At 70.9% G+C, this 23,380-nt stretch carries 18 protein-coding genes; 7 read left to right on the plus strand and 11 right to left on the minus strand.

Going from position 1 to position 23,380, the window contains the following annotated elements:
• Positions 1–101: 101 nt before the first annotated feature.
• On the minus strand, positions 102–3,020 hold the full coding sequence (locus SLINC_RS36905) for a glycoside hydrolase family 48 protein (RefSeq protein ID WP_067442710.1): 2,919 nt from the start codon (positions 3,018–3,020) through the stop codon (positions 102–104).
• 492 nt (positions 3,021–3,512) lie between these two features.
• Between SLINC_RS36905 and SLINC_RS36910 the strand changes: the two genes are divergently transcribed.
• The 3 genes from SLINC_RS36910 (at position 3,513) to SLINC_RS36920 (ending at position 7,165) form a co-directional block, all read left to right on the plus strand.
• The gene (locus SLINC_RS36910) at positions 3,513–5,219 is read left to right on the plus strand and encodes a glycoside hydrolase family 6 protein (protein WP_067442712.1); all 1,707 of its coding nucleotides are present in this window, start codon (positions 3,513–3,515) and stop codon (positions 5,217–5,219) included.
• Positions 5,220–5,428: 209 nt separating this feature from the next.
• A complete protein-coding gene (locus tag SLINC_RS36915; RefSeq protein ID WP_067442715.1) occupies positions 5,429–6,328 on the plus strand; it encodes a class I SAM-dependent methyltransferase in 900 nt (299 codons plus the stop codon).
• Between the two features lie 135 nt (positions 6,329–6,463).
• Positions 6,464–7,165, plus strand: coding sequence for an SDR family oxidoreductase (locus SLINC_RS36920; RefSeq protein WP_067442717.1), 702 nt, complete (start codon positions 6,464–6,466; stop codon positions 7,163–7,165).
• A 13-nt stretch (positions 7,166–7,178) separates the two neighbouring features.
• On the opposite strand, the gene SLINC_RS36925 is transcribed toward SLINC_RS36920, so the two are convergent.
• Together SLINC_RS36925 and SLINC_RS36930 are read right to left on the minus strand one after the other, a co-directional pair.
• Positions 7,179–7,886, minus strand: coding sequence for a glycoside hydrolase family 75 protein (locus tag SLINC_RS36925; RefSeq protein WP_067442719.1), 708 nt, complete (start codon positions 7,884–7,886; stop codon positions 7,179–7,181).
• A 180-nt stretch (positions 7,887–8,066) separates the two neighbouring features.
• Positions 8,067–8,858 carry an aldo/keto reductase gene (locus SLINC_RS36930; RefSeq protein ID WP_211292809.1) on the minus strand — a complete coding sequence of 264 codons (792 nt, stop codon included), beginning with the start codon at positions 8,856–8,858 and terminating at the stop codon, positions 8,067–8,069.
• Positions 8,859–9,172: 314 nt separating this feature from the next.
• Here SLINC_RS36930 and SLINC_RS36935 point away from each other — a divergent pair, with 314 nt between their 5' ends.
• Positions 9,173–9,994 (plus strand): heparin lyase I family protein, encoded by an 822-nt coding sequence (locus tag SLINC_RS36935; RefSeq protein ID WP_067442724.1) that lies wholly within the window; start codon positions 9,173–9,175, stop codon positions 9,992–9,994.
• A gap of 7 nt (positions 9,995–10,001) precedes the next feature.
• On the opposite strand, the gene SLINC_RS36940 is transcribed toward SLINC_RS36935, so the two are convergent.
• Together SLINC_RS36940 and SLINC_RS36945 are read right to left on the minus strand one after the other, a co-directional pair.
• The gene (locus tag SLINC_RS36940; RefSeq protein ID WP_067442726.1) at positions 10,002–11,828 is read right to left on the minus strand and encodes an AMP-dependent synthetase/ligase; all 1,827 of its coding nucleotides are present in this window, start codon (positions 11,826–11,828) and stop codon (positions 10,002–10,004) included.
• A 388-nt stretch (positions 11,829–12,216) separates the two neighbouring features.
• The gene (locus tag SLINC_RS36945) at positions 12,217–13,080 is read right to left on the minus strand and encodes a LysR substrate-binding domain-containing protein (protein WP_067442728.1); all 864 of its coding nucleotides are present in this window, start codon (positions 13,078–13,080) and stop codon (positions 12,217–12,219) included.
• A 209-nt stretch (positions 13,081–13,289) separates the two neighbouring features.
• Here SLINC_RS36945 and SLINC_RS36950 point away from each other — a divergent pair, with 209 nt between their 5' ends.
• Positions 13,290–14,303 (plus strand): bile acid:sodium symporter family protein, encoded by a 1,014-nt coding sequence (locus SLINC_RS36950; protein ID WP_067442730.1) that lies wholly within the window; start codon positions 13,290–13,292, stop codon positions 14,301–14,303.
• Here SLINC_RS36950 and SLINC_RS36955 read toward each other — a convergent pair.
• Both SLINC_RS36955 and SLINC_RS36960 read right to left on the minus strand, forming a co-directional pair.
• Positions 14,239–15,462 (minus strand): DUF4185 domain-containing protein, encoded by a 1,224-nt coding sequence (locus tag SLINC_RS36955; RefSeq protein ID WP_067442732.1) that lies wholly within the window; start codon positions 15,460–15,462, stop codon positions 14,239–14,241. The genes SLINC_RS36950 and SLINC_RS36955 overlap by 65 nt on opposite strands.
• A gap of 10 nt (positions 15,463–15,472) precedes the next feature.
• Complete coding sequence (locus SLINC_RS36960; RefSeq protein ID WP_079164920.1) at positions 15,473–17,416, minus strand: sialidase family protein; 1,944 nt, start codon at positions 17,414–17,416, stop codon at positions 15,473–15,475.
• A gap of 134 nt (positions 17,417–17,550) precedes the next feature.
• Between SLINC_RS36960 and SLINC_RS36965 the strand changes: the two genes are divergently transcribed.
• A complete protein-coding gene (locus tag SLINC_RS36965; protein ID WP_067442735.1) occupies positions 17,551–18,093 on the plus strand; it encodes an isochorismatase family protein in 543 nt (180 codons plus the stop codon).
• Here the strand turns inward: SLINC_RS36965 and SLINC_RS36970 are convergent.
• Positions 18,082–18,801, minus strand: coding sequence for an SDR family oxidoreductase (locus SLINC_RS36970; protein ID WP_067442737.1), 720 nt, complete (start codon positions 18,799–18,801; stop codon positions 18,082–18,084). The genes SLINC_RS36965 and SLINC_RS36970 overlap by 12 nt on opposite strands.
• A 160-nt stretch (positions 18,802–18,961) precedes the next feature.
• On the opposite strand from SLINC_RS36970, the gene SLINC_RS36975 reads away from it, so the two are divergent.
• Positions 18,962–19,771, plus strand: coding sequence for a LysR family transcriptional regulator (locus tag SLINC_RS36975; RefSeq protein WP_067442739.1), 810 nt, complete (start codon positions 18,962–18,964; stop codon positions 19,769–19,771).
• Positions 19,772–19,841: 70 nt separating this feature from the next.
• Here SLINC_RS36975 and fdhD read toward each other — a convergent pair whose 3' ends face one another.
• Genes fdhD through SLINC_RS36990 form a run of 3 tightly spaced genes read right to left on the minus strand, consistent with a single transcriptional unit; the run spans position 19,842 to position 23,378 of the window.
• Positions 19,842–20,690, minus strand: coding sequence for a formate dehydrogenase accessory sulfurtransferase FdhD (gene fdhD / locus SLINC_RS36980; protein ID WP_067442740.1), 849 nt, complete (start codon positions 20,688–20,690; stop codon positions 19,842–19,844).
• 7 nt (positions 20,691–20,697) lie between these two features.
• On the minus strand, positions 20,698–21,558 hold the full coding sequence (locus SLINC_RS36985; protein WP_067442741.1) for a 2Fe-2S iron-sulfur cluster-binding protein: 861 nt from the start codon (positions 21,556–21,558) through the stop codon (positions 20,698–20,700).
• Positions 21,555–23,378 carry an NAD(P)H-dependent oxidoreductase subunit E gene (locus tag SLINC_RS36990; protein WP_067442743.1) on the minus strand — a complete coding sequence of 608 codons (1,824 nt, stop codon included), beginning with the start codon at positions 23,376–23,378 and terminating at the stop codon, positions 21,555–21,557. The genes SLINC_RS36985 and SLINC_RS36990 overlap by 4 nt, the downstream gene beginning before the upstream one ends.
• Positions 23,379–23,380: the final 2 nt, after the last annotated feature.

The raw sequence follows: 23,380 nt of genomic DNA on the forward strand, positions 1-23,380 counted from the left end.
GGTGCCCGGAGGGCCCCGTCAGGGGCGCGGGGAACTGCGCTACCAGCCCAAACGGACCCGCAGTCAAGAACACCGCCTTCTCGCGGAGCGCTTCGCGGGGGCTATTCGAGAAGCTCCGCGTACGAACCCATGGCCAAGGCGATGTCCGCCTGAGCCCAGAACCGGTGATAAGTGAACGACGGCACCGCACCGCCCGCGAGATACGCCTCGATCTTCGACCAGGCCGGGTCGTCCTCGTAGAACGACCGGATGGAGTCGAAGGTCGACGACGAGTTGATCGCGTCACCGTTCGGCATCGTCCCGGTCCAGCCGCTCGGCACGGACACCGGGTCGTCGAACCGGTTGTAGTCCGCCCGGTTCTCCGGCACCGCGACACCCAGAGCGTCCTGGTGGTTGTCCCACATACCGTCGAGAAGAGCCTTGGCGGTGGAGGCCGCCTGGGTGTCTCCGGACCGGTCCGCGTAGTACGTCAGGGTCTTGGCGTACGCGGCGGCCACACCGACGTCGTTGGTGTAGTCGGCGACGGTGACGTGAAGTCCGCTGTTGGAGCCGGGACTTGACGCGTTCCAGGTGTCGGGCTGGCCCGACCACTGGAGGGTCGACGGGATGCGGAAGGTGCCGTCCGGGTTGATCGTGGTGTGGGCCAGGGCCCAGTCGACCCACTTGTCGAGGACGACCTTGGCGTCGGCGTCACCCGTCTGCTGGTAGTACTCGGCCACCCGCTCCATCGACCAGGCCTGGAAGCCGAACCACTGGTTGGACGGCGGGTCGTGGTAGACGGGCTGCTGGTCGTAGTACATGCCGTAGAACGTCGACTTCCCGGCCGGCGGGGTCGCGTACCGGCCCGCCCAGCTGTTGGTCGCGCCGCCCGCGATGCCACCCTCGTTCGACTGGAGCCAGCGGTAGAACTCCAGCTGCCGGTCGAGCGACTTGGCCCAGTCCGCCTGCCCTGTCGCCGACTTGGGCTTCAGGTCGGCGTAGGAGCTGAGGGCGTACGCGGCCAGCGGGTTCTGGTAGCCGCCGTGCGCGTGGCTGGAACCGATGCGCCAGGACCAGCCCGCCGAGGTGTCGGTGGCGCCGCCCCAGGCGTAGTACCAGGACATCAGGTACATCGAGGCGTCCTTGCCGGTGCCCGCCGGGCAGGCGGACGGACCGACGCAGTTGCCGATCTTCTTGAAGTACTTGTCGTACATCGAGTAGCGCAGGTAGTCGCCCATCTTCGCGGCCTTGCCCACGGTCGCGGAGATCTCGCCGCCCTTGCCCTGTGCGTCGGCCCACTTGTCGGCCCAGTACGCGGCCTGCACCGCACGGGCGTCGGCGTCCGGGGCGTTGGTGAACTTCCACTGCTTGGCGTAGGAGGCGTCACCGGTGAACAGGTCCAGATAGCCGTTCTTGCCGCCGTACTTGAAGGCGTCGCAGGTCGGCTGCGGCACCGTCTCCCACACCGACTCCTGCGCGCCGCGCTGGAAGGTGTTGATGTACGACGGGCCGGTGTCCGTCGGGCCCGCCTCGCACTTGCCCGGCGAGTTGCCGTAGCCGTAGATGTTGTCGACATCCTGGAGCCAGTGCATGCCGTAGATGTCGTCCGTGCCGTAGGCGCTCTTCAGCTCACCGGCGATGGGGTCCCTGCCGACCGGGACCGACGTGTCGAGCGGCGCCGGGTACTGGTTCGGGGTGTCCAGCTCGGGCGCGTAGGTCGCCGGCTTCGAGGCGTTGTAGAAGGAGTTGGTCGGCTGGTCGGCGCGGGTGGGGATCATGTACTTCTCCATGATCTCCCAGGCGCCGTTGAACCGGGTCCAGTCGCCCGTGACCTTGCCGTACATGGCCTGCAACCACAGGAGGTAGCTGTAGGCCTCCGACGTGGTCTCGTGGCCGTGGTCCGGAGCCTCGACGATCAGCGTCTCGACCGAGTGGTAGGGGATGCCCTCGGGTGAGAAGTAGCCGTTCGCCGGGTTGGTGATCTTGCCGTACATCTCCAGGAACCGGGCGTCGTACTCGCCCGCCGCGGCGATCTGGGTGACCGTCACCGTCGACTTGGCGTGTCCGGTGGCCGTCGAGTCGAAGGTGGCCGCGCCGCTGCCGGAGGCGTTGGCGGTGATGGTCACCCTCTGCGCGGTGTTCCAGTTCGACGGCGTGAAGGTCAGCGAGGCCCCGCCGGTCACCGACAGGCCCGTGTTGCCGCCGCTGCGGGCGGTCGTCACGGTCACGTTGGCGGACGGCTGGGTCGACAGCTTCACGTCGAAGGTGCCTGTCTTGCCCTGCTGCACGGCCAGCTGGTTGGTCGAGGCCACCACGGCGGGACCCGAGGCGACGGTGATGCCGACCGGTGTGGACGACGCGGAGGCGCCGAGGCTGTCGTACGCCTTGGCGACCAGTGAATGGCTGCCCACGGTCAATCCAGAGGCGGAGAGTGAGTAGGGCGAGCTCGTGTCCGTGCCGAGCAGCGTGGTGTCGTCGTAGAACTCCACCTTGCTGATCGTCGCGCCGTCGGCCGCCGCGGCCGTTGCCGCGAGCGGGACCGCGCTGCCCTGGGTGTAGACGGCGCCCGCCGCCGGGCTGGTCAGCACGGCGATGGGGGGTTGGTGGGCGCCGTTGCACGCGGTGCCGTTGACCGAGAAGGCGGTGGGCGCGGTGTTGGTGCCGCTGTAGCTGAACTGTGCGCCGGTGGAGACGGCGGCGCCGGCCGCGATGGTGGCGTTGTGCGCGGCGTTGCGCACCGAGATCGCCTGACCCGACTGGGACCAGGTGCCGTTCCAGCCGGTGCCGGAGAGCTTCTGGTTGCCGGTGTAGCCGTATGCGAGGTTCCAGCCGGCGATGGTGTCCGTGCCGCGGTTGGTGATCGTCACATCCACCGTGAAGCCGGAGCCCCAGTCGTTGGTCTTGTAGTCGACGCTGCACTGAACTGCGGCTGCCTGTGCGGGAGTTGAACCCGTACTGAGCATCGTGAACGGAAGTGCGAGGGCCGCCGCGACAGCGGTCCACAAGCGCCGGACAGACCGGCGTCTCGTTCTGGGGGGCATGTGCTGGTTCCTCCTTGCGGCTCGGAGAAGTCAAGGCTTGAACCAGTGGGAGCGCTCCCATAGTGGGGACGGGGGTGGAAGGGGTCAAGATGCTTGAAGAGTCGAAAAGATTCGATTGTCGGGGCCCGCGAAAGTCAAGTGACTCCTCTGTTCTTTGCCGTCACTTGGCGCTAGCTTCGTTGACACCAGTGGGAGCGATTCCATCAGTCGACGCGTCCGTCACGACGCGCTGATCTGCAAGGAGTCGCTCATGCGACACCCCCGCGTTCAGTACTTTTAGCCGTCGCCGGCGCGGCCTGCCCTCTTCGGGTTTTCGGTGGCGACGGTCCTCGGGGTGTCCGGCACCAGCTCCCGACGCCCGGCATGCGCCACCCCCTCTCCCGGGCCTCGGCGGCGAGCACCTTCCTCGGCTCCTTGTCCGTCCCCGATCAGCGGTCATGACGGCACGCCCGAAACGGTCAGCTACCCGCAACCGAGAAGGAACCCGCACTCATGAGTCGTACCAGAACCGCGATGCTCGCCGCCCTGGCGCTGGTCGCCGGGGCTTCCGGGACGGCGTTCGCCGTCGTACCCGGCGACGTCGGCGTCGCCGCCGTCCCGTGCACCGTCGACTACAAGGTGCAGAACCAGTGGGGCACCGGCTTCACCGCCGCCGTCACCGTCACCAACAACAGTGCGGCCAAGACGAGTTGGTCGCTGAAGTGGTCCTACGCCGGAAACCAGAAGGTCACCAGCGCCTGGAACGCCAAGGTCAGCCAGAGCGGCACCGCCGTCACCGTCGGCAACGAGACCTACAACGGCACGCTCGCCACCGGCGGTTCGGCCAGTTTCGGCTTCCAGGGCAGTTACACCGGCACCAACGCGATCCCGGCCACCTTCACCCTCGACGGCGTGACCTGCAACGTCGACGGCGGCGGCGGACCCACCGACCCGCCGGACCCGACCGGACCGAAGGTCGACAACCCGTACAGCGGCGCCAAGGTGTACGTGAACCCGGAGTGGTCCGCGAAGGCCGCCGCCGAACCGGGCGGCAGCCGCATCTCCAACCAGCCCACCGGTGTCTGGCTGGACCGGATCGCCGCCATCAACGGTGTCAACGGCGGTATGGGACTTCGCGCCCACCTCGACAAGGCCCTGGAGCAGAAGGGCTCCGGCGAACTCGTCGTCCAGCTGGTCATCTACAACCTGCCCGGACGTGACTGCGCGGCCCTCGCCTCCAACGGCGAGCTCGGCCCGACGGAGATCGACAAGTACAAGACGCAGTACATCGACCCGATCGCCTCGATCCTCGCCGACCCCAAGTACGCCGGGCTGCGGATCGTCAACACCATCGAGATCGACTCGCTGCCCAACCTCGTCACCAACACCGGCAGCCGCCCCACGGCCACCCCGCAGTGCGACGTGATGAAGGCCAACGGCAACTACCAGAAGGGCGTCGGCTACGCCCTGAACAAGCTGGGTGACGCACCCAACGTCTACAACTACATCGACGCCGGCCACCACGGCTGGATCGGCTGGGACGACAACTTCGCCCCCAGCGCCGCCCTGTTCAAGGAGGCGGCGACCACCGAGGGTGCCACCGTCAACGACGTCCACGGCTTCATCACCAACACGGCCAACTACAGCGCCCTGAAGGAGAACAACTTCACCATCAACGACTCCGTGGGCGGCAAGTCGGTCCGTGAGTCGTCGTGGGTGGACTGGAACCGGTACGTCGACGAGCTGTCGTTCGCCCAGGCGTTCCGCAACCAGCTGGTGACGACCGGCTTCAACTCCGGCATCGGCATGCTGATCGACACCTCCCGCAACGGCTGGGGCGGCACCGCCCGGCCCGCCGGACCGGGAGCGCTGACGGACGTCAACACCTATGTCAACGGCGGACGTTACGACCGCCGGATCCACATCGGCAACTGGTGCAACCAGTCCGGGGCCGGCCTCGGTGAGCGCCCGCAGGCCAACCCGGCCACCGGGATCGACGCGTACGTCTGGATGAAGCCTCCGGGCGAGTCCGACGGGTCGAGCCAGTTCATCGAGAACCCCGAGGGCAAGGGCTTCGACCGGATGTGCGACCCGACCTACACGGGCAACGCGCGCAACGGGTTCAACCTGTCCGGCGCGCTGCCCAACGCGCCGATCTCCGGGCACTGGTTCTCGGCGCAGTTCCAGGAGCTCATGAAGAACGCGTATCCGGCGCTGTGACGCTCCGCTTGTAGCTTGCAGGGCGGAACTTGTACGGCGGAACTTGTACGGCGGAACAGCTGCGGGCCGGTTGGGGCCGGACCGCAGTTCCCCGCGTCCCTTCAGGGCGCGGGGGTTCCGTCTGTTTTTTTGCTGACGCGGCAACTGTGGTGGCCAGTGCGCGGTGCGTCGGAGCACTCTGTCCGCACGCGGACGAGAGGCTGACCACCATGGCGCACGAACACGAACACGAACACGAACACGGACACGGACACGGACACGACCACACCGACATCGACTGGAACGAGATGGCTCCGCTGCTGGAGTCCCAGGCGGAGCTGTTCACCCCCCTGTACGAGCGCGCCCTGGCGTGGCTCGGGCACAAGCAGACGGAACCGGGGCTGATCGTCGACGTGGGCAGCGGCCCCGGCGTGGTCTCCTGTCTGTTCGCCGACGCCTTCCCCGGCGCCCGGGTCGTCGCCGTGGACGGGACCGAGCCGCTGTTGGAGCGGGCCAGGGACCGGGCCGAACAGCGGGAAGTCGCCGACCGGTTCGGCACCCTCGCCGGGGAGCTGCCCGGGGTCCTGGACGAGCTGGACTATCCGGCCGACCTGATGTGGGCCAGCCGGAGCCTGCACCATCTGGGCGACCAGCGCGCCGCGCTCGCGGCCTTCGCCGAGCGGCTCGCGACCGGCGGCACGCTCGCCCTGCTGGAGGGCGGTCTGCCCGCCCGGTTCCTGCCCCGGGAGATCGGCATCGGGCGGCCCGGGCTCCAGGCGCGGCTGGACGCGCTGGAGGAGGAGTGGTTCGCGGCCATGCGGGCCGACCTGCCCGGCTCGGTCGCCGAGACGGAGGACTGGCCCGCGCTGATGGCCGCCGCGGGTCTGAGGCACACCGGTACCCGCAGCTTCCTGCTCGACCTGCCCGCACCCACCACGGACCGGGCCCGCGCCTACGCGGCCGCCGTCCTCGGCCGGATGCGGGACGGCTTCGGTGACCGCCTCGACGCCACCGACCGCGCCACCCTGGACCGGCTCCTCGACCCCGCCGACGCGGCGAGCGTGCACCGCCGGCCGGACGTCTTCCTGCTGGCGGCGCACACGGTGTACACCGCGGTGAAGACCGGCTGAGCCCGGCCCCCGGCTCCCCGCTCGGATCCCCTTGACCCGGAGCCCCTCGACTCGGATCCCCTTGACTTCGAGAGTGCTCCAACTGATGGACTCCCCTCGTCCACCCAGGACGAGGAAGAACCACAGGGGGTACTCATGACCGACTCACCGGTCACGCTCATCACCGGCGGCGGCAGCGGGATCGGCGCCGCGGTGGCCGGGCGGCTGCTCGACGCGGGTCAGCGGGTGGCCGTCACCGGCCGCGGGGAGGAGCGGCTGGACGGTTTCGCCGAGCAACTCGGCCGCCCCGACGGCCTGTTGACGATTCCCGGGAACGCGGCCGACTACGAGGACGTGCGGTCGGCCGTCGACCGGACGCTCAAGGAGTTCGGCCGTCTGGACGCGGTCGTCGCCAACGCGGGATTCGCCACCCACGACTCGGTCGCGACGGGCGACCCGGCCGGCTGGACCGAGATGGTGCTGACCAACGTGCTCGGCCCCGCGCTGCTGATCCGCGCGTCCATCGACGCCCTGAAGGAGAGCCGGGGGCGCATCGTGCTGGTCGGCAGCGTCGCCGGGTTCGTGCCCACGCCCGGCAACATCTACGGGGCGACGAAGTGGGCGGTGACCGGTCTGGCCGAGAACACCCGCCGTGAGGTGACCGAGTTCGGCGTCGGCGTCACCCTGATCGCGCCCGGCCGTGTGGAGACCCCCTTCTGGGACTCCTACGGCAGCCTGCCGCCCGGTCACCTGCTCACCGCCGACCAGATCGCCGCGTCGGTGGTGTGGGCCATGGAGCAGCCCGAGGGCGTCGACGTGAACACGGTCGTCGTACGGCCCGTCGGGCAGCCCAACTGACGTACGGCCGGCGTCAGTCGCCCCGGACGAACTCCCGCGCGAGCCGGTCGCCCAGGGCGATCGCCGCGTCGTGGTCCTCGATGGGGGAGACCCGGGAGTGCGGGAACAGGATGTAGGTCACCTCGGCGTCGGTGCCGCCGGTCGCCGGATCGGGATCGATGCCGAGAGCCTCGGCGGTGGCGTACGAGGCCTCGCCGATGATCCTCTTCGGGCCGGTGTCGCCGACCACCGCGTACTGGACCCTGCCGCCGTGGATCACCGCGACCACGCCACCGCCCCCGATGCCCGCGCCCGGGTAGTTCCAGGTCTCACTGATGCTCGGCACCACGACGTACGGCAGGGTGTCGGAGCGCAGCGGCCTGCCGTCGGACTGGTGGAAGGCGGTGTCGGGCTGGAACCAGGGGTCGGTGTTCTCGTTGCACCGCGCGGTGCGCTGTCCGTCGCAGTCGATGTCCATGTCGGCCTTCCAGAACACCGCGCCGTCCGCGCCACAGACGGGCACCGTGGCCGGGGTCTCCTCGTCGGTGCGGTACTCACCCTGGGAGATCCGGGTGCAGGACGTCACCTTCGCGAGCAGCTCGGCCGCGCCGACCGTGCCCTCCCGGAGGGACGGCGGCGAGGCGGAGGCGGCGCCCGCGGAGAGTGCCGCGACGGTCAGCAGGACGGCCGCGCAGGCGGAGGCGAGGGGCAGAGAGGGGATACGCGTGTGGGGGATACGCATGGGAAGGGTCCTTCTGTTTCTTCTGCTTCTTCTGTCAGGAAGGTTTCCTTACTTTCGCGATCCAACGTGCTCCCTTTGCATGCCCGCGTCAAGCCGGTGACGTCAGAGGGGTGACAGACGAAGCGTCCCGGCCCCCGCCCGTAAGCGGGAGACCGGGACGCTCCACCGGTGAGAAGGCCCTCAGGCCTGGTTGAACGTCAACGGGTCCGGGCCCAGTCGACGGTCTTCGTTCAGGGCGCTGATCGCCGCCAGGTCCTCGGTGTCCAGGGTGAAGTCGAAGACCTCGATGTTCTCCTTGATCCGGGACGGCGTCACGGACTTGGGGATCACGACATTGCCCAGCTGGAGGTGCCAGCGCAGGACGACCTGGGCCGGGGTGCGCCCGTGCTTCTGCGCGATGGCCACGATCGCCGGGACCTCCAGGAGGCCCTTGCCCTGGCCGAGCGGCGACCACGCCTCGGTGGCGATGCCCTGCTCGGCGTGGTACTCGCGGGCCGCGGACTGCTGGAGGTGCGGGTGCAGCTCGATCTGGTCGACGGCCGGGACGACCGACGTCTCGGCGATCAGCCGCCGAAGGTGCTCGGGCTCGAAGTTGGAGACCCCGATCGCCCGGATCCGGCCGTCGGCGTGCAGCTTCTCGAACGCCTTGTACGAGTCCACGTACAGGTCGCGCTCCGGCGTCGGCCAGTGGATGAGGTACAGATCCACGTAGTCCAGGCCGAGCTTCTCCAGCGAGGTGTCGAAGGCGCGCAGCGTGGAGTCGTAGCCCTGGTCGCCGTTCCAGAGCTTGGTGGTGACGAAAATGTCCTCGCGGGCCAGGCCGGAGGCGGCGATCGCCTTGCCGGTGCCCTCTTCGTTGCCGTAGATCGCCGCTGTGTCGATGCTGCGGTACCCGGCCTCCAGCGCGGTGGTGACCGCCTGCTCCGCCTCGTCGTCCGGCACCTGCCAGACTCCGAAGCCCAGCTGGGGCATCTCGACGCCGTTGTTGAGGATGATCGGGGGGACCTTGCTCACGAGCTCTTGATCCTTACGGTTGCCGACAGGTGGTACGCCCATCGTCAACGATCACGAGCCGTGATGCATTCCTGATCCGGGAATCCGTTCGCGCTGCCCGGCGAATCATCACAGGACCACCGAAGTTGACCGGAAACGTATCCGGCTTCTTCGGTCCGGACCATTGACCGCGGAACCTCGTGCGGCGACTCTGGATCCCGCCGACGAACGAGTCGCTGAACCCCTTCCATGGATGTGAACGCACCTTCTCCATTCGCGAGGTGATGAATGTCATGAGCGCAACAAGACGCAAGCTGCTGGGCGCCGCACTCGGCGGCGCCACGGCGGCCGCGGTCGGTCTGCCGGCCGCGAGCCCGGCCCACGCCGCCTCCTGGCAGCAGAAGTGGGCCCCCTCCGCGAGCGGCGACGGCCTGCGCGCCTTCGAGACGATCGAGGACGACCGCGCCGACTCGCACACCGGTGGGCAGCCGCACATCTTCGCGACCGGGAACAACTGGCGCTTCAACATGCACATGGCCGACCGGGACACCTCGACCGACCGTCAGCGCCAGGAGGTCACCGGCCTGCGCACCGGCGGCGGTTTTCTGCGGTGGACCGAGGGCCAGACCTGGCGGGTCACCTACGCGATGTACATCCCGAGCTCGCTGAAGGCGACCACCGGCTTCACCCACATCATGCAGATGAAGCAGCCCGGCTCCGGCACCTCGCCGATCGTCGTGCAGTCGCTGCGCCGGGATGGGGGTACCTCCCGCGCGAGCGAAGCCGAGCGTGGGGGAGGCAGGCAGACCATCGAGCTGAAGCTGTTCGACAGCGACATCCTCGTGGGTCGCACCGATCTCGCTCCGCTGCACGACCGGTGGACCGACGTCGACTTCCAGATCAAGGTCGGCAACGGCTCGGCGGGCTCGGTCCGCTGGATCCTCAGGTCCGGAGGCTCGACCGTCGTCGACGCCTCGAAGAGCGGGGTCGACACCTTCCTGGCCGACCGGGTGCGCCCGAAGTGGGGCATCTACCGTTCGCTGGGCGACACCTCGGGGTCGCTCCAGGACACCTACCTGCTGCTCACCAACCTCCGGGGCTACCAGCTGGTGTGACGGGACGTCAGGCCCGGTAGAGGGCCTCGACCTCGTTGGCGTAGGCGTTCTCGATGGCCTTGCGCTTCAGCTTCAGCGACGGCGTCAGCAGGCCGTGCTCCTCGGTGAAGGGCTGGGCCAGGATGCGGAACGTGCGGATCGACTCGGCCTGCGAGACCAGGGTGTTGGCGGCGACCACGGCCCGGCGCACCTCCGCCTCCAGGTCGGCGTCGCGCACCAGCTGGGCCGCCGGCATCTGCGGCTTGTCCCGCATCGTCAGCCAGTGCTCCACGGACTCCTGGTCGAGGGTGACCAGGGCGGCGATGTACGGGCGGTCGTTGCCGACGACGATGCACTGCGCGACCAGCGGATGGTCGCGCACCCGCTCCTCCAGCACGCCGGGGGAGACGCTCTTGCCGCCGGAGGTGACCAGGATCTCCTTCTTGCGGCCGGTGATGGTGAGATAGCCGTCCTCGTCGAGGGAGCCGAGGTCACCGGTGGCCAGCCAGCCGTCGTGCAGGGACTCGTCGGTGGCCTTGGGGTTGTTGAGGTAGCCCTGGAAGATGTTCTGCCCGCGCAGCCAGATCTCCCCGTCGTCCGCGATGTGCACGGTCATGCCCGGGATGGGCTGGCCGACCGTGCCGTAGCGGGTGCGTTCGGGCGGGTTGGCGGTGGCGGCCGCGGTGGACTCGGTGAGGCCGTATCCCTCGTAGATGTGCACACCCGCCCCGGCGAAGAACAGCCCGAGCTTGCGGTCCATCGCGGAACCGCCGGTCATGGCCTGCTTGATGCGGCCGCCCATCGCCGCCCGCATCTTGGAGTAGACGAGCTTGTCGAAGAGCTGGTGCTGCATCCGCAGCCCGGCCGACGGACCGGGACCGATGCCCCAGGCCTTGGCCTCCATCGCGTCCGCGTACTTCACGGCCACGTCGACGGCCTTCTCGAAGGCGCCGGACTTGCCGTCCTTCTCGGCCTTGCGGCGGGAGGCGTTGAAGACCTTCTCGAAGATGTACGGCACGCCGAGGAAGAACGTCGGCTTGAACGCGGCGAGGTCCGGCAGCAGCGCGGCCGCGTTCATCTGCGGCTGGTGGCCGAAGCGCACCCGGCCGCGGATCGCGGCCACCTGCACCATCCGCCCGAAGACGTGCGCGAGCGGCAGGAACAGCAGCGTCGCCGCCTCGTCTCCCCGCTTGGAGTGGAACACCGGCTCCCAGCGCCGGATGACCGTGTCCGACTCGTACATGAAGTTGCCGTGCGAGATGACACAGCCCTTGGGGCGGCCGGTGGTGCCCGAGGTGTAGATGACGGTGGCGGTCGAGTCGGGGGTGACCGCCTGCCGGTGCCGGTGCACGATCTCGTCGTCGAGGTGGGCGCCCGCGTCGTACAGCTCCTGCACGCAGCCCGAGTCCAGCTGCCACAGCCGGCGCAGCTGGGGCAGCCGGTCGATGACGGTGGCGATCGTCATCGCGTGGTCCTCGTGCTCCACGATCGCGGCCGTGCACTCGGAGTCGTAGAGCATCCAGAAGCACTGCTCGGCCGAGGAGGTCGGATAGACCGGGACGACCTGGGCGCCGATGGTCCACAGCGCGTAGTCGAAGAGCGTCCACTCGTAGCGGGTGCGGGAGACGATGGCGACCCGGTCGCCGAACCGGATGCCCTCGGCGAGCAGGCCCTTGGCGAGGGCGAGGACCTCGTCGCGGAACTCCGCGGAGGTCACGTCGCGCCACTGGCCCGTGTCGTCCTTGCGGCCGAGCGCGATGTAGAGGGGGTCGTTCTGGGCATGCTCGTAGACGACGTCGGCCAGTCCGCCCACCGGCGGTGCCAACGCCAACGGAGGGTTGGTGAACTCGCGCAAACCCCGCTCCCCGCTCCTTGTGGCGCTCCGCACAGCGCCGTGAAAGCTACCCCACCCGCGCATCGGGCGGGAGGGGGGACGAACACGAGCAGTGTTCAGGTTTCCGCTGGTCAGTGACGCGAAATACGCTCACAAGGGGAAGGGTCGGACAGAATCCTTACGGTTGGGTAAGTTTCGCTCCCGCAATCTCCACCGAATCGCTACGACCCGGTCACGCCCGACACGCCGGGCCCGGGTCCGGCCGGGCGGTCGCGCCGTCCTCCCCTTCAGCGTCCAAGAACCGGATTTCGTCACTCCGTTACCGGTGCTGTGCGGTGACCGGACGCGCTGTCTCCCGCACCTACCCCGGACCGCCGGGCTGTATGCACGGGCCGGCGCTCGGTGGCGCTCAGCGACGGTGCAGCCGGTCCCCGCCCGCCAGGATCGCCGCCGCCAGCGCGTCCGCGGCGCCGTGGGCCGCGGTGCGGCGGTGGCCGTGGACGAGGACGAAGTCGACGCGGCCCAGTTCGGGGAGGCCGAAGCGGTCGGGGACGCGGACCAGGCCGGGCGGGACGAGCCCCCGTGAGTGGGCCATCACGCCGAGCCCGGCGCGGGCCGCGGCGACCAGGCCGTTGAGGCTGCCGCTGGTGCACACCACACGCCACTCGCGGCCCTGCCGCTCCAGCGCCTCCAGGGCCAGCGCCCGGGTGATGCCCGGCGGCGGATAGACGATCAGCGGCACCGGACGCTCCGGGTCCAGCCGGAGCCGCTCCGCGCCGATCCAGGCCAGTTCGTCGCGCCAGACCAGCCGGCCGTGCGGATCCTCGGGACGCCGCTTGGCCAGGACCAGGTCGAGCTTCCCGGCCGCGAGCCGCTCGTGCAGGGTGCCCGACAGCTCGACCGTCAGCTCCAGGTCGACCTCGGGATGGTCGTAGCGGAAGCCCTCCAGGATCTCGGGCAGCCGGGTCAGCACGAAGTCCTCGGAGGCGCCGAAGCGCAGCCGGCCGCGCACCCGCGTCCCGGTGAAGAACGCGGTCGCCTGCTCGTGCACCTCCAGGATCCGGCGCGCGAAGCCGAGCATCGCCTCGCCGTCCTCGGTCAGCTCCACGGAGTGGGTGTCCCGGCTGAACAGCTGCCGCCCGGCGGCCTCCTCCAGGCGCCGCACATGCTGGCTGACGGTCGACTGGCGCAGCCCCAGCCGCCGGGCGGCCTGCGTGAAGCTCAGCGTCTGGGCCACCGCCAGGAACGTACGCAACTGGGAAGGGTCGTACACGCCCGCCAGGTTATCGCGAAACGTGATGACAGTCAGAGTGGTATGCCGGATTCCCGATCGCGGGGATCAGGAGCACGATGGAGGGGGGCCTTCCGGGCCCGGCGCGGAGCGTCAGGGGCGCCCGGCCCGGGGTACCCGTCGCCCGACCGCACACGTACCTGTCAACCAGCAAGTGGAGCACCGTGAAACGCCTGCGATGGCCGAGTTGGATGCCGATCGACCCGTACATCCTGCTGCTGCTCGGGACGGTGGGTCTCGCGACCCTCGTACCGGCGCGCGGGACGGGCGCGGAGGTGGCCTCGGGCGCCTCCACGGCGGCGATCGCCTTCCTGTTCTTCCTCTACGGCGCCCGGCTCTCCACCCGGGAGGCGATGGCCGGGGTCAAGCACTGGCGGCTCCATGTCACGGTCCTGGCCTGCACGTTCGTCCTCTTCCCGCTGCTGGGACTGGCGGCCCGCGGCCTCGTCCCGGTCTTCCTGACCCACCCGCTCTACCAGGGCCTGCTGTTCCTCACACTGGTCCCCTCGACCATCCAGTCCTCGATCGCCTTCACCTCGATGGCCCGGGGCAACGTACCCGCCGCGATCTGCGCGGGCTCCTTCTCCTCGCTGGTCGGCATCGTCCTCACCCCGCTGCTGGCCGCCGCCGTGCTCGGCAGCGGTGCCGGGGGCTTCTCGGCGGACTCGCTCCTTCAGATCGTGCTCCAGCTGCTGGTGCCGTTCGTCGCCGGACAGCTGCTGCGCCGCTGGATCGGCGGATTCGTCACCCGGCACAAGAAGGTGCTCGGCCTGGTCGACCGCGGCTCGATCCTGCTCGTCGTCTACACCGCCTTCAGCGAGGGCATGGTGCAGGGCATCTGGCACCAGGTCAGCCCGGCCCGGCTGGCCGGTCTGCTGGTCGTCGAGGCCGTGCTGCTCGCCGTGATGCTGCTGGTGACCTGGTACGGCGCCAAGGCGCTGCGCTTCGGCCGGGAGGACCGGATCGCCATCCAGTTCGCCGGTTCGAAGAAGTCCCTCGCCGCCGGACTGCCCATGGCGAGCGTGCTGTTCGGCGCGCACGCCTCGCTGGCGGTGCTGCCGCTGATGCTCTTCCACCAGATGCAGCTGATGGTGTGCGCGGTGATCGCCAAGCGCCGCGCCCGCGACCCGCTCCCGGAGGTCAGTCCGTCGGCTCCAGCCGAAGCGTCACGAACCGCGGTCGGTACAGGGACACGTTCCGGTTGAGCTGCGCCGCCGCGGCGGTCGGCTCCAGCCAGTTGACGTCGTAGCTCAGCACCAGCCGTCCGCCGTCTCCCAGTTCCGGATGGATCTGCGGGTTGTAGGCGGCGACCTGGCCCTCGGGCAGCGCGGGTGTCAGGTCCCGCGCCGGGCCGTGCCAGGGCCCCGTGGGGGAGCACGCCCAGTAGGAGGTCACGGTCGTCAGCCCGCGGGTGCCCGCGGCCATCGTGAACAGCACGTACGTCCCGTCCCGCCGCACCACCGAGAACGCGCTGCCCACCCCGGTGCGCCGCCCGTCCCCGAGCACCGCGGCCGGACGGGCCCGGGAGGTCCACTCGGAGCCGTCCCAGTACTCCCAGGCGGCCGGATCCCCCAGCCCACCCTCCGGCACCCGCGCCGCGTACGCCCGCGACGCGGGCCGGGAGGCGGCCTGGCCGTCGTCGCCGCCGAAGACGTACGTCCAGCCGCCCTCCGTCACCAGCGTGGTCCCGAACAGCACGCGCCGGGAGGGGTCCGGAACCGCCTGCTGGTCGAGCACCTTCACGACCGACTCGACCCGCAGGTCGGGCAGGGAGAGCGTGGCGACCTCGGTGGCCGTGGGCACGCCGAACACCCAGGGCGCGGCGCCCGCGGTCCGCACCCACAGCAGCACCCGCAGGACCTGCTCCGAGGAGCCGGGGGAGCGGGGCTCGACCCGGGCCGCGACCGGCCAGCGCCACTGGTCGGAGCTCGGGTTGGGGAAGAGCGGGGCCGGGAGCGTGGACTCCAGACGGCCCTCGCGCATCACCACCGCCGAATTGCGCACCAGCGGGGCGGTGGTGTCCCGCCAGGCGAAGGACTCGCCGGCCGGGTTCGGAGGGCCGTACACCTGGCCCAGATAGGTGTCCGAGAACAGCCACAGCAAGCGGCCGTCGGGCAGCCGCACGGAGTGGGTGCCGTCGCCGCCGGTCCAGTCGTCGGTACGGGACGCGTCGTCGCCGTAGCGGGCGAACTCGGCGGTGAGGCCGCCGTCGGCCGCCCACGAGCCGACCGCGCGCGGCGCGCAGCCCTCCGGCCGGCCGTCGTCGTCCGGGAGGGCGGTGAGCAGCACGGCCGCGAGAACCAGGGTCAGCAGCAGGCCGACCCCGGTTCCCGTCCGCTGTCGTGCTCGTGAGTCCTCGGGCACGCACGGGACGTTAGTGGCTGCGGTCCACCCGGTCCATGGGCAACCACATCACCGTGTTCCCCGCGAGCGGGATCCCGGACACGATCTCCGCGTCGGTGAGCGCCCGGTCCCAGGCGCGGACCTCGTCGATCGCCCCGGTGAAGAACGCCCGCCCGTCCATCCGCTGCCCGACGTGCACACCGAACGGCGCGTTGCGGCTGACCGAACCGGGCACGTCCGCCGTACCGGTCGCCGTCCCGTCCACGAACAGCGTCAGCCGGCCCCCGCCCCGGCGCAGGACCACCCGGTGCCACCGGCCGTCGTCATGGCCGCCGGTGGCACTCACGGCTGCCGTGCGCACGGCCGCCGCACCGTCCCGTACGACGATCCGCCCCTGCACACCGCCGCCCTCCGCGCGCAGCGACACCTGCGGCTGGCCTCCGACCCCGCCCATCCACAGCAGCGGCTGCTCCCCGGCCGCGGCGGTCCGCCGGAACCACAGCGACACCGTGAAGTCCTTCGTCCCGAGGGGCAGTCCCTCCCGGTGCGGCAGGCGTACGGCGTCGTCGGCGCCGTCGAAGGACAGGGCCCCGCCCGAGACGCCGGCCGTCGGCGCGGCGCCGCCCAGCACGGCCGCTTCCTCGGCGCCTGGCGCGAGGTCGGCGGTGGTCGGGTCCGGTGCGGGGCGCGGGGGCAGGCGGTCCGCGGTGAAGCGGGCGAAGCGGATCTCGTCGCGGGCGTCGACGGCGCCGCTCTCGTACAGCAGGCCCACCGTGGTGTCGTCGATCGGCGCCAGGTCCGAGTAGCCGGACCAGTCGCCGGTCACGACCGCGCCGCGGTCCGCGCTGTCCCAGGTGGCGCCGCCGTCGTGGGAGGAGCGGATCAGCAGGGTCCTGCGGCGGTCGGGGTCGCCGGGGCAGGACAGCAGCAGGCGTGCGCCGAAGGGGAGGGCGGCGCACTGGACCTGGGGCGCGTACAGGTCCGGGAGCGTGGTGAACGGGGTGGTGAAGCTGTCGCCGGCGTCGGTGCTGACGGTCTGGGTGCGGTGGCCGAGGTCGGTGCCGTCCTGTTCGCGGCCGCTGACCAGGACCGAGCCGTCGGCGCGTTCGGCGAGGGTGAGTTCGGACGGCTTCTGCCGGAAGGTGCCGTCGGCGGCGACCGGCCAGGTGTCGGTGGCGCCGGCCTTCCAGTGCTCGCCGCCGTCGTCGCTGACCACGAGTGCGGCGTGGTGGGCGGTGACCCGGGTGCCGTCCCAGGTCTCGGTGTTGACGCCGAGGACCAGGCGCCCCGCGTGCGGGCCGTGGGTGAGCTGGATGCCGTGCGCGGGGCCGGTGGCGTACCAGGAGTTCCAGTGCGCGGGCCGGATTCCGGTGCTCAGGTCGCGCGGCGCCGACCAGGTCCGGCCGTCGTCGTCGCTGTGCAGGAGGTGCGGGGCGCGGTCGCAGGGCACGGAGCAGTTCTCGCCGTCCGTGCGGCCGGTGTTGTGGGTCGCGGCGAGCAGGACGCGCCCGGTCGCCCGGTCCACGACGGGTACCGGGTTGCCGTGCGTGTCCCCGTCGCCCTCGTCCACGACCTGGAGCGGGCCCCAGGTGCGGCCGCCGTCCGTGGAGCGCTTGAGGACGATGTCGATGTCGGCCGCGTCACCGCAGTTGAGGACCCGTCCCTCGGCGAACGCCAGCAGCGTCCCGGCGCCCGTCCTGACGATCGCCGGGATACGGAAGCAGGCGTAGCCGGGGTCCTGGGAGGCCCGGAACAGCACCTGCTGCTCGAACACGGGTGCCGCGACGGCCGGACCGGCGTGCGCGGGGCCCGGGAGGGTGGCCAGGACGGGCAAGACGGACAGGGTGGACAGGGCAGACAGGGTGGACAGGGCGGCCGTCACGGTCAGTGGGGATCTCGGACGGACATGCGGCGATCTCGGACGTACGCGCGGACATGGTGACAAGAGGCGACATGGCCTCTTTGGTCCGATCATCCGGCCATGCTAGGGCTGACGGTTCGTCACCCATGGCAGCCACGGGGGCGCGGGATCACCTTTCCCCGAGCTGTTCACGGGCCTGTTGATCGGTATCTCCGGTACGGAGGGCTGACGGCGGATAACGTTCCGTCATGACCGCACCCCTCGCACTCGATCCCGCGCGCACCGCCCTCGTGCTCGTCGACCTGATGGACCGCATCCTCGCCCTGCCCCTGGAACCCCACAAGGGGACCGAAGTCCTCGCCGCCGGGCAGGAGTTGGCGGCCGCGTTCCGTTCGGTCGGTGCCCTCGTCGTCCTCGTCCGGGTCGAACGGCCCGGGGTCGCCGAGCAGCCGCCGGGCAGCGCGCTGGCCGCCGGGCTCCGGCACGAGGGCGACCTGGAGATCGTGAAGCGGACCATCGGCGCCTTCCAGGGCACCGAACTCGACGAGCGGCTGCGTGAACACGGCGTCACCACCCTCGTCTTCGGCGGCATCGCCACCAACCTCGGCGTCGAGTCCACCGCCCGCGCGGCCGGCGACCTCGGCTACGACCTCGTCTTCGTCGAGGACGCCATGGCCGCGTTCACGGCCGCCGAGCACGAGGCGTCGGTGCGGCTGGACTTTCCCCGGCTGGGCACCGTGGTGTCGGTGGGGCAGGTGCGGTTCACGGCGGAGCCGGGCTCAGACCAGTAGGCCGCCGCCGTCCACCACGACGGTCGCGCCGGTGCTGTAGCCGTTGCGCATCAGGTACAGATACGCCTCGGCCACGTCCTCGGCCTCGCCCACCCGGCCCACGGGCAGGGCCGCGGCGGACGCCGCGAACAGGCCGTCACGGTCCGCCCGCGGCAGCTCACGCCACAGCTCCGTGCGCACCACACCCGGGGAGACGACGTTGACGCGGACCGGGGCGATCTCCAGGGCCAGCGCACGGGTGAGCGACTCCATCGCCCCGCACAGGCTCGCCGCGACGGTCGTCCCCGGCATCGGGCGGCGGCCCGCCGTGCCGGTCGTCAGCACCACCGAGCCGCCCGGCCGGATCGCCGGGGCGCCGTACTTGACAGCCGTGTACGCGCCCCACAGCCGCGTGTCCAGAAAGCGCCGGGCCCGCCCGAGGTCCGAGTCGGCGAGGCTCTCCAGCAGGAGCGGCTCACCGGCCGTGTAGACGAGGTGGTCGAAGCCGCCGATCCGCTCGAAGAAGCCGCGCACCGCCTCCTCGTCGGTCGCGTCCAGGACGTGCCCCTCGGTCCCCTCGGGCAGCCGCTTCAGCGCGGCGTCCACGCTCTCCCGCCGCCGCGAGGCGACCACGACGCCCGCGCCCTCCCGCGCGGCGGCCTCCGCCACCGCCCGTCCGATACCCGCCGTGCCGCCGACGACGACGATCCGTTGTCCTTGCAGGCTCATGCCCGACTCCCTGCTTGCTGTCCGGTTCTGGTGTGCCCGGTCCGTGGTGTCCGGTCCGTGGTGTGTCCGGTTCTCAGCCTGCGGCCGCTCCCGCCCCGCCGTCCAAGACCTCTTCCGGCGTCGGCGATACCCTGAAGGCATCGCCGAGGAAGGGACGGCCATGGACCTCGACCTGCGGAAAGTGCGCTACTTCGTCGCGACGGCCGAGCTGCTCCACTTCGGGCGGGCCGCCGAGCTGCTGCACATCGCCCAGCCCGTGCTGAGCCGTCAGATCCGGGCCCTGGAGAAGGACTTGGGGGCCACCCTCTTCGAACGGGACAGCCACGGTGTGACGTTGACGGCGGCAGGGCGTCAACTCCTGGACGACGCCCGGAACCTGCTCGCCGCCGCCGACGCCACCCGACGCCGTGTACAGCGGGCCGCGCGTGGCCCGAACCGGCTCGTGGTCGGATTCCGCGCCGGAGTCGTCGTCACCCATGCCGTACGGGCGTTCGCCGCCGCCCACCCCGAGGTCGAGGTGCAGGCCCGCCGGGTGGAGTGGGACGACCAGGAGCGGTCCATCCTCGACGGGACGGTCGACCTCGCCTACGTGCGCCGCCCGGTCCAGGAGCGGGGCCTGAGACTGCTGCCCCTGTTCGCGGAGCCGCGGGTGGCGATGCTTCCCGCCGGCCACCGGCTCGCCGGCAAGCAGGAGCTCGCTGTGGCCGACCTCGACGGCGAACCGAGGCTGCGCTACCTCGACGCCGGCCCGGACGACGTGCCGATCCGCACGATCGAGGAGAAGTTCGAACGGGTCGCGAGCGGCCACGGCATCACCCTCGTCCCGCGGTCGGTGGCCGAGCAGTACTCGCGCCCCGACATCACCTACGTCCCCGTACCGGACGCGGAGCCCGACGAGGTGCTCCTCGCCTGGGAGGCGAGCCGCAGGACACCCCTGATCAGCGACTTCGTGCGGGTGGCCCGGGGCTGAGGCGGGGCCCCTTCGGCGCAGGGGGCGCTCCCCGCCTCAGGGCCCCGCCGCCGTGTCGCGGGCAAACCGCTCAGCCCTGGGTGGCCGCGGCCCGCAGGGCGATGCGGTTCTCGCCCGCGTACACGTTCATGGAGGCGCCGCGCAGGAAGCCGACCAGTGTCAGGCCGGTCTCCGCGGCCAGGTCCACCGCGAGGGAGGAGGGCGCCGAGACCGCCGCGAGGACGGGGATGCCCGCCATGACGGCCTTCTGCGCCAGCTCGAAGGAGGCCCGGCCGGAGACCAGCAGGATCGTGCGGGACAGTGGCAGGTCGCCGTTCTGGAGGGCGCGGCCGACCAGTTTGTCGACCGCGTTGTGCCGGCCCACGTCCTCCCGAATGTCCAGCAGCTCGCCGGCCTCGCTGAACAGGGCCGCCGCGTGCAGGCCCCCGGTCCGGTCGAAGACCCGCTGGCCCTCGCGCAGCCGGTCGGGGAGGCTCGCGAGGAGCTCGGGTTCGACGCGGACCGGGGGAGTGTCGGAGATGGGCCAGCGGGTCGTGGTGCGCACGGCGTCGAGACTCGCCTTGCCGCACAGGCCGCACGAGGAGGTGGTGTACACGTTCCGTTCGAGGGTGATGTCGGGGATCACCACGCCGGGTGTCGTGCGCACGTCCACCACGTTGTACGTGTTCGAGCCGTCCGCGGTCGCGCCCGCGCAGTAGACGATGTTCTGGAGGTCGCTCGCGGAGGCCAGCACACCCTCGCTCACCAGGAAGCCTGCGGCCAGCGCGAAGTCGTCGCCCGGTGTGCGCATGGTGATGGCGAGGGGTTTGCCGTTGAGCCTGATCTCCAGTGGCTCCTCGGCGACGAGCGTGTCCGGGCGGCTGGAGACCACCCCGTCGCGGATGCGGATCACCTTGCGTCGTTCCGTGACTCGTCCCATGTCCTGATCAGCCCCGGTTCTGTACGTGCTGGTAGCCGAAACGGCCCTTGATGCAGAGGTTGCCGTGGGTCACCGGGTTGTCGTGCGGCGAGGTGACCTTCACGATCTCATTGTCCTGCACGTGCAGGGTCAGGTTGCAGCCCACTCCGCAGTACGCGCACACCGTGGTCGTCTCGGTCTGCGCCGACTCGTCCCAGGTGCCCGCCGCCCGCATGTCGAACTCCGACTTGAAGGACAGGGCCCCCGTGGGGCACACCTCGATGCAGTTGCCGCAGTACACGCACGCCGAGTCCGTGAGCGGCCCGTCGTGCTCCACCGCGATCCGGGCGTCGAAGCCGCGGCCCACGACCGAGATCGCGAAGGTGTTCTGCCACTGGTCGCCGCAGGCGTCCACGCACTTGTAGCAGAGGATGCACTTGTCGTAGTCGCGCACATACAGGTCGTTGTCGACCCTGGGCTCCTCGTTCAGGCGGGCCGCGTCGGGGCCGAAGCGGTCCGGTTTCGCCTCGTACTCCTTGATCCACGCGGCGACCTTCGGGGTGGTCGACAGGTCGACCGAGGAGGCGAGGAGTTCGAGGACGATCTTGCGGCTGTGCCGGGCGCGCTCGGTGTCCGTGCGCACCTCCATGCCCGGCTCGGCCTTGCGGGAGCAGGCCGGGACGAGGGTGCGCGCCCCCTCGACCTCGACGACACAGACCCGGCAGGCGTTCTTGGGGGTGAGGGTGTCGCCCTCGCAGAGGGTCGGGATGTCCTTGCCCGCCGCACGGCAGGCGTCGAGGATCGTCGAGCCCTCCGGGACCCGGGCCTCCTGCCCGTCGAGGGTGAACTCCAGCAGCCGGCGCGGGATCCCCAGCGGTGTCACGGTCATTCGTACGCCCCCAGACGGTCGATGGCGGATTCCACGGCGTTCCACGCGGTCTGCCCCAGACCGCAGATCGAGGCGTCCCGCATCGCGCGGCCGACCTCCCTGAGCAGGGCGATGTCGTCGGCCGCGGCGGCGCCGGTGCGCTCCGCGATCCGGTGCAGCGCCTCCTCCTGCCGGACGGTCCCGACCCGGCAGGGCACGCACTGCCCGCACGACTCGTCCCGGAAGAACTCGGCGATGCGCAGCAGCAGCCGGGGCAGCGGGACCGTGTCGTCGAAGGCCATGACGACTCCGGAGCCGAGCGTCGTGCCCGCCTCCCGCGTGCCCTCGAAGGTGAGCGGGATGTCCGTCTCGTCGGGCCGTACGAAACCGCCCGCCGCGCCGCCCAGCAGCACCGCGCGCAGACCGGGACGCACTCCGGCGAGCTGAAGGACCTCACCGAGCGTCGCGCCGAACGGCAGCTCGTAGATCCCGGGGCGGTCCACGCTCCCCGACACGCAGAACAGCTTCGGCCCGGTGGAGCGGCCGGTGCCGATCGCCGCGTACGCCGGTGCGCCCATGGTCAGGATCGGCAGTACGTTGACCAGCGTCTCGACGTTGTTCTCCACGGTCGGCTTGCCGAACAGGCCCTTCTCCACGGGGAAGGGCGGCTTGGAGCGCGGCTCGCCCCGGTAGCCCTCGATGGAGTTGAACAGGGCGGTCTCCTCGCCGCAGATGTAGGCGCCCGCGCCCCGCCGGATCTCGATGTCGAAGGCGTAGCCCTGGCCGAGGACGTCGTCGCCGAGCAGACCGCGGGCGCGCGCCTGGTCGATGGCGTGCTGGACCCGGTGGATCGCCCGTGGGTACTCGCCGCGCAGGTAGAGGTAGCCGCGGTGCGCGCCGGTGGCGTACGCCGCGATGGTCATCGCCTCGACCAGCGCGTACGGGTCGCCCTCCATGAGCACGCGGTCCTTGAAGGTGCCCGGCTCGGACTCGTCGGCGTTGCACACCAGGTAGTGCGGGTGGTCGGGCTGGGACGCCGTGGCCTGCCATTTGCGGCCGGTGGGGAAGGCGGCGCCGCCACGCCCGACCAGGCCGGAGTCGGTGACCTCGCGGATGACCCCGGCCGGACCGAGCTCGAAGGCCCGGCGCAGGGCGGTGTAGCCGCCGTGGGCGCGGTAGTCGTCGAGACCGGCCGGGTCCACGACACCGACCCTTTGCAGAAGCACGAGATCGCCCTGACCCGCCTGGGGCACCGCCATCGCCGCCGGTGGTTCCCCGGGCGCGGAGTCCGGCGCGCTCGCGGCGAGCACGGCCTCGTGCACGGTCGCCGGCGCCGAGACCGCCGTCCGCACGGGATCGCCCGCCTTGATCGCGAGCGCGGCCGGAGCCCGTTCGCACAGGCCCAGGCACGGACTGCGCTCGACGTGGACTCCGCTGCCGAGGCCGAGGCGGGACTCGATCCCCGCGCACAGCTCGGCCGCCCCGGCCGCCGCGCACGCGAGGTCCGTGCACACGTGCAGCACGGTCGCGGGGCGGGGCTTGACGGAGAACATGGCGTAGAAGGTGGCGACGCCGTACGCCTCGGCGGGCGGTACGGTCAGCCGCCGGCACAGGTAGTCGAGGGCGCCCTCGCTGATCCAGCCGATCCGGTCGTTGATGGCGTGCAGCCCCGGCAACAGCAGGTCGCGGCGGTCCCGGGCCGCGCGCCCGCCACGTGCCCACCTCAGGTCCGCGTCGGAGCGGTCCGCTCCTTCCCACGAGGACTCCGGGGGGCCCAACAGGGCGTCCACGGCGGCCCGTTCGTCGTCCGTCGGCTTGCTGTCGCCGAAGTGCAGGTCCACTT

The sequence above is a fragment of the Streptomyces lincolnensis genome (genome assembly GCF_001685355.1).
Taxonomy (GTDB): Bacteria; Actinomycetota; Actinomycetes; order Streptomycetales; family Streptomycetaceae; genus Streptomyces; species Streptomyces lincolnensis.

Excerpts from the sequence above, each read along its gene's own strand:
- SLINC_RS36905 (WP_067442710.1), bottom strand. The coding sequence starts at position 3,020 with ATGCCCCCCAGAACGAGACGCCGGTCTGTCCGGCGCTTGTGGACCGCT.
- SLINC_RS36910 (WP_067442712.1), top strand. The coding sequence starts at position 3,513 with ATGAGTCGTACCAGAACCGCGATGCTCGCCGCCCTGGCGCTGGTCGCC.
- SLINC_RS36915 (WP_067442715.1), top strand. The coding sequence starts at position 5,429 with ATGGCGCACGAACACGAACACGAACACGAACACGGACACGGACACGGA.
- SLINC_RS36920 (WP_067442717.1), top strand. The coding sequence starts at position 6,464 with ATGACCGACTCACCGGTCACGCTCATCACCGGCGGCGGCAGCGGGATC.
- SLINC_RS36925 (WP_067442719.1), bottom strand. The coding sequence starts at position 7,886 with ATGCGTATCCCCCACACGCGTATCCCCTCTCTGCCCCTCGCCTCCGCC.
- SLINC_RS36930 (WP_211292809.1), bottom strand. The coding sequence starts at position 8,858 with ATGCCCCAGCTGGGCTTCGGAGTCTGGCAGGTGCCGGACGACGAGGCG.
- SLINC_RS36935 (WP_067442724.1), top strand. The coding sequence starts at position 9,173 with ATGAGCGCAACAAGACGCAAGCTGCTGGGCGCCGCACTCGGCGGCGCC.
- SLINC_RS36950 (WP_067442730.1), top strand. The coding sequence starts at position 13,290 with ATGCCGATCGACCCGTACATCCTGCTGCTGCTCGGGACGGTGGGTCTC.
- SLINC_RS36960 (WP_079164920.1), bottom strand. The coding sequence starts at position 17,416 with ATGATCGGACCAAAGAGGCCATGTCGCCTCTTGTCACCATGTCCGCGC.
- SLINC_RS36965 (WP_067442735.1), top strand. The coding sequence starts at position 17,551 with ATGACCGCACCCCTCGCACTCGATCCCGCGCGCACCGCCCTCGTGCTC.
- SLINC_RS36970 (WP_067442737.1), bottom strand. The coding sequence starts at position 18,801 with ATGAGCCTGCAAGGACAACGGATCGTCGTCGTCGGCGGCACGGCGGGT.
- SLINC_RS36975 (WP_067442739.1), top strand. The coding sequence starts at position 18,962 with ATGGACCTCGACCTGCGGAAAGTGCGCTACTTCGTCGCGACGGCCGAG.
- fdhD (WP_067442740.1), bottom strand. The coding sequence starts at position 20,690 with ATGGGACGAGTCACGGAACGACGCAAGGTGATCCGCATCCGCGACGGG.
- SLINC_RS36985 (WP_067442741.1), bottom strand. The coding sequence starts at position 21,558 with ATGACCGTGACACCGCTGGGGATCCCGCGCCGGCTGCTGGAGTTCACC.